This window comes from Fulvivirga aurantia (genome assembly GCF_009711475.1).
GTDB classification, from domain to species: domain Bacteria; phylum Bacteroidota; class Bacteroidia; order Cytophagales; family Cyclobacteriaceae; genus Fulvivirga; species Fulvivirga aurantia.
Window position 1 is genome coordinate 1 of sequence record NZ_SMMD01000645.1, and the last position, 5,129, is coordinate 5,129.

Consider the following 5,129-nt stretch of genomic DNA (forward strand, 5'->3'; position numbering starts at 1 on the left):
TAAGAAAGGCAGGCAAAGACCCCGCATTTATTTTATCTATTTCTGATTGTAAATTGTATTGATCAATAAAATCAGCCATGGATTGAGGCAAGTCTTTCCAGATGGTTTTTAGGCTATGCTCATAAATTGTAGGCACTAATTGATTAAATGCTTTAAGGTCTACGAAAGTCTCTAAGGCATAAGTTTCCAGTTTATTTTCCAAAAGCCATTGATTTACAGCCCTACCTGTACCAAAAGGGACACGGTCAGATTTTCTCGGTGAAGGAAAAACGTAGGTAGCATTGATTTCTCCAAAGTGGCCCAATGGAATGATTTTGTGTAGAAAATAGAAGTCTTCTCCCGCCTTCCTTTTGTTCATTCCGCCTTGTTTCTGGTACGCTGAGGCCCTCACGGCCATGCTCGACCCTATAGTTTCAAAAGCATGTGGAAAATCGGCAAACCGAAGCGCATTGACATAGAACCTTAAAAACAACTCGTAATCAACAATTGCAGAATAAACACATTCTTCGAAAGGTCCCTCTAATGGGTGCTCGAAATATATTGAAGCCCCCGGTGACTTAGGATTATGCTCAAAGAAATTATAAATCTCCGTCAGGTAATTATCAGCACATGTGCAATCTGCATCAAAGCAAACTATTACACCATTTGGCTTACCCGCGGCATCTAATCTGCGTGTAGCTTCATCCATAATCATTTTGCGTGCTAAGCCTACCCCGGCATGTTTTTTAGGCAGCTTTTCGTGTAAAATGTAGAAACTTAGTGCTGGTGTGGAGTTATCCTTCGTCCAAAGTTTTGCTTCCTCAAAACAACGCTGGTTTACGTTACTGATTGATTCAGCCTCGTTTTCGGATTCATTGATGATTACCAATACTTCAATGGATATTCCTTCAGGTAACTGGCAATTTTTCAAGCTGTGCAGACAGGGTAGCAGCGATTGCTCATTATAGCAAGGAATTGTTACAACAAGCGCTAGATTCTCCTTGGGTTTGCTTTCGATGAGTTGGTTAGGAAAAGCATATCTTTCGAGATAAATGCTCAAGGTGCCAGCCTGTTTTTGACCCAACCTTTTTCATTTTGGGTATATAGAATCCGGTCATGTAATCTGCTGGCGCGACCTTGCCAAAACTCAATATTTACTGGTTTGAGAATATATCCTCCCCATTGTTCGGGCTTAGGCAATTTCTCCTGATCTTTAAATTTTTCAGAGAGTTGCTTCTCTCGTTCTTCTAGTATTTCGCGGCTCCCGATTACAGAACTTTGTGGCGAAGCCCAGGCTCCAATCTGGCTAGACTTAGGTCTGCTCTGAAAGTAGCTTTCACTTACTTCCTTGCTTACCTTTTCAACCTGACCTTGAATGCGAACTTGTCGTTCCAGTTCCGGCCAAAAGAAGGTTAAAGCAGCCAATGGATTATCTTCCAGTTCTTTGCCTTTGTTAGATTGGTAGTTCGTGTAAAAAACAAAGCCATCTTTTTCTATGCCTTTTAGAAGCACAATTCTCGCTGACGGCATACCCTGAGGGCTGACTGTAGAGAGGTTCATGGCATTAGGCTCGATTACTTCGGAAGCTACAGCCTCTTTAAACCAACTTTCAAATTGCTGAATAGGATCGTCTGATACGGCTTCTTCATTCAGCTGATTCTTTTTGTACTCGCTACGTATATCGGCTATGCTTTGACTCATGTTTTTTCTCTTAAAAGTCAAAAATAGTAAGGAAGCGTCATTTTATCGACAATCTTTTGCATTAATGCTTTTTCTTTTTACTCAAGTAATGTTAAGATTGAGCTTGTTTAAAATACGATAAGGCAGGATTTATGAAATTAAGTATAGAGTTGGCATCTGAGAGTAGCAAAGAGTGGATAGAAACGGTGATGGGTGATTTTGACTCATTTTTACAAGATCATGCCAACTGTGAGCGCAAAGCCTCTGCTATGGCGATGAGTTTTGTGGCTAAGTACCCCGATCGTTTAGAAATAATTCCTGAGTTGATAGATACGGCAGTTGAAGAACTAGAGCATTTTAAAGCCGTATATGAAATAATGGAATCACGTGGTGTACAGCTGCCTGCTCAAATGGGGCAAGACCACTATGTGAAACAGCTCGTAGATAAATGCAGATCTACAGTAGAAGAGCGATTTTTAGATAGATTATTGCTGGCCTCGATCATTGAGTGTAGAGGAGCAGAGAGATTTCGTTTGGTTTACGAAAATCTGGAAGAGGGAGAACTCAAAAAGTTCTACCACAATCTTTGGGCTTCTGAAGCTAAGCACGGGAATATTTTTGTTAAAATGGCTCTTAATTATTTTGATAAGAATACAGTTTACACGAGGTTAGAAGAACTAAACGAAATTGAAGCTGAGGTTTTAAGTGGTTTGCCCCTGAAGCCTGCACTTCATTAACTATGGATTACTTTAAGTTTAATAACAACCTGAAGCCGGAGAAAGGTAGCTTTTTAATTTCAGAGCCCTTTTTGCCGGATCCTAACTTTGAGCGTACAGTGGTTTTGTTGTGCGAGCATAATGAGGAAGGATCATTTGGGTTTGTATTAAATAAAGTGTCTGCCGTAACCCTGGAGGACATCCTGGAGGAAGTTGAGAACTTTCAGGAGCAGGTATACATCGGGGGTCCAGTAGAGCAAAATACATTACATTTCATTCACAAAGCAGATTATCTTGAAGGAGGCACTCAAATAGGAGATGGGCTCTACTGGGGAGGAAACTTCGAACAGCTACTTTTACTGATCGATACCAAACAAATAAAACCAGAAGATTTTAGGTTTTTCGTTGGGTACTCAGGTTGGGGTGCAGGTCAGTTGGTAGAAGAGCTAAAAGCAAACTCCTGGATAGTGGCACATAACGCTACAAAGGATTTGGTATTTGACACAGACAACCAAACCCTTTGGAAAACTGCTTTAAACAGGCTGGGAGGTAGGTTTAGTATCTACTCAAATTACCCAACCGACCCAAGATTAAATTGAATGATTTTTGTAATTTTACAGTTATAAAGGTTGAAATTTGGAATAATGGATAACGAGAAGGACATTAAGGAAGTGGAACAAAATACTGCAAATCTGCAGGAGTCGGCAGAGCAAAAAACTGCTGAAGAAAAGTCAGAAGTGAATCAGGAAACTACGTCTGAGCAGACGGAGGTTACTGAACAAAAAGCTGAAGCTACAGAAGATGCAATTGTAGCATCTGAAGAGAAAGACACAGGTAAAACTGTTGACGAAAAGGCTTTACACTCCGAAGAAGATCTTGAAGAGCGCCATGAGGAAGACCATGAAGATGATCATGACGAAGAAATTGACTACACCACATTATCCAAAGAAGAATTAGTTGAGCTGATAAAGTCACTGGCTAAGGAAGATAAGTTTATCAAGGCTGAGAAAATAGCCAGAGAGATAAAGCCATTATTTGATGAGATCAGAAATGCCGAAAGAGAAGATGCATTAAAGAAATTTATTGCTAATGGCGGAGTTGAAGAAGACTTCGAGTTTAAGAATGATGAGCTAGCCAATCGTTTCGATGCCAATTTCAAACTGATACGTGATCGTAAAAACGAATTTGTAAGAACTAGAGAGCAACAAAAAGATAAAAACCTTAAGAGAAAACAGGAAATCCTGGAACGCTTAAGAGAGTTTGTTGACTCTGAGGAAACCAATATAAGCTTTGACGATTTCAAAGCCCTGCAAGATGAGTGGAAAAGTATAGGCCAGGTGCCGGGTGCTTATGCCCGTACCCTTTGGGCCAACTACAATGCGCTGATCGACCGCTTTTACGACAACCGCTCTATCTATTTTGAGCTTAAAGAACTTGACCGTAAGAAAAACCTCGAGGGCAAACTAGAGCTTTGTCAAAGAGCAGAGGACCTGAGCAATCAGGAGAACCTAAAAGAAGCTATCAAGGAACTGAATGAATTACACCATGAGTTCAAACACATAGGCCCTGTACCTAAGGAAGATCAGGAGCCACTTTGGCAAAGATTTAAAGCCGCATCAGACGCTGTTTATGATAGAAGAAGAGCTTTTGTTGAAAACCTCAAAGGAGAATTAGAAGAAAACCTTAAGGTCAAAGAAGAACTTGTTGAAGAAGTTCAGGCATTCACATCCTACGATTCTGATAGAATCAAAGAGTGGAACAACAAGACCAAGGAGATTCTCGACATTCAAAAGAAGTGGGAAGCAACCGGTGGTTTGCCACGAGCAAAAGCAAAAGACATAAACAAAAGATTTTGGGGTGCTTTTAAGACATTCTTTAATAATAAGAACGCATTCTTTAAAAGGTTAGATGCAGGTAGAGAAGACAACTTAATTAAGAAAAAAGAGCTTCTAGAGAAAGCAGTTGAGCTTAAGGAGAGTACAGATTGGCAAAAAACAGCTGAAGCATTTAAGCGCCTCCAGAGAGAGTGGAAAGAAATAGGTCCGGTACCGGAAAAGCAACGTGGTATCTACAAGGATTTTAAAGCTGCCGCTGACGCGTTTTTTGAGAACAAAAGAGCTAACAATAAAGAGCTCGAGAAAGAGTTTGAGCAAAACCTGCAGGAGAAGGTCAAAATCTGCGAGCAAATTGAAGCGATGGCAGATAACAAGGCAGATGATTTAGATGCGTTTAGAGAGCTTCGTGATAATTATATGGACATTGGGTTTGTTCCTCGTAAAAACATCTCTGAGATCAAAAGTAAATACGCTGAGGCAGTAGATAAATATATCAACAGCCTGGAGGGTATCAGTAATGAAGATCGTCAGAGGATTCGTTTAGAAAACCAGCTAAACAGAATTGTACAAGGACCAAATGCTGATCAGAAATTATATAGAAAAGAACAATCTATAAGAAAACAAATAAGTAAAGTAGAGAGCGACATTGCACTTTGGAAAAACAACATTGAGTTCTTTGCAGAATCTAAAACTGCAGATAAAATGAAGGATGAATTCAATGAAAAAATCCAGTCTGCACAGGGTCAATTGAAGAACTTAAAGCAGCAATTAAAAATAGTTCGTACAGCAAATTAAATTTTTTTCTTCAGATGTTTGGATTTAAAATCTCAAGCATTACATTTGCACTCGCTTATGACAATTAAGCGTCTTCAAAAGAGAAGAAAAGAACAAAAATAGTTCTAAAAATAGGCCTCCATAG

The 5,129-nt window shown here is 39.7% G+C and carries 5 protein-coding genes; 3 read left to right on the forward strand and 2 right to left on the reverse strand.

Features of this window, described 5'->3' with window-relative positions; all coding sequences use genetic code 11:
• Both E1176_RS06385 and pdxH read right to left on the reverse strand, forming a co-directional pair.
• The coding region (locus E1176_RS06385) for a glycosyltransferase family 2 protein (RefSeq protein ID WP_222933101.1) at nucleotides 1–1,039 on the reverse strand (1,039 nt) is incomplete at its 3' end.
• The gene (gene pdxH, locus E1176_RS06390; RefSeq protein WP_155209753.1) at nucleotides 1,036–1,680 is read right to left on the reverse strand and encodes a pyridoxamine 5'-phosphate oxidase; all 645 of its coding nucleotides are present in this window, start codon (nucleotides 1,678–1,680) and stop codon (nucleotides 1,036–1,038) included. The genes E1176_RS06385 and pdxH, both read right to left, overlap by 4 nt.
• A 131-nt stretch (nucleotides 1,681–1,811) precedes the next feature.
• Between pdxH and E1176_RS06395 the strand changes: the two genes are divergently transcribed.
• Genes E1176_RS06395 through E1176_RS06405 form a run of 3 tightly spaced genes read left to right on the forward strand, consistent with a single transcriptional unit; the run spans nucleotide 1,812 to nucleotide 5,005 of the window.
• Complete coding sequence (locus tag E1176_RS06395; RefSeq protein WP_155209755.1) at nucleotides 1,812–2,396, forward strand: MiaE family protein; 585 nt, start codon at nucleotides 1,812–1,814, stop codon at nucleotides 2,394–2,396.
• 2 nt (nucleotides 2,397–2,398) lie between these two features.
• The gene (locus tag E1176_RS06400) at nucleotides 2,399–2,974 is read left to right on the forward strand and encodes a YqgE/AlgH family protein (protein ID WP_155209757.1); all 576 of its coding nucleotides are present in this window, start codon (nucleotides 2,399–2,401) and stop codon (nucleotides 2,972–2,974) included.
• Nucleotides 2,975–3,019: 45 nt separating this feature from the next.
• Nucleotides 3,020–5,005: a DUF349 domain-containing protein gene (locus tag E1176_RS06405; RefSeq protein ID WP_155209758.1), complete on the forward strand. Its 1,986-nt coding sequence runs from the start codon at nucleotides 3,020–3,022 to the stop codon at nucleotides 5,003–5,005.
• The last annotated feature ends 124 nt before the right edge of the window (nucleotides 5,006–5,129 follow it).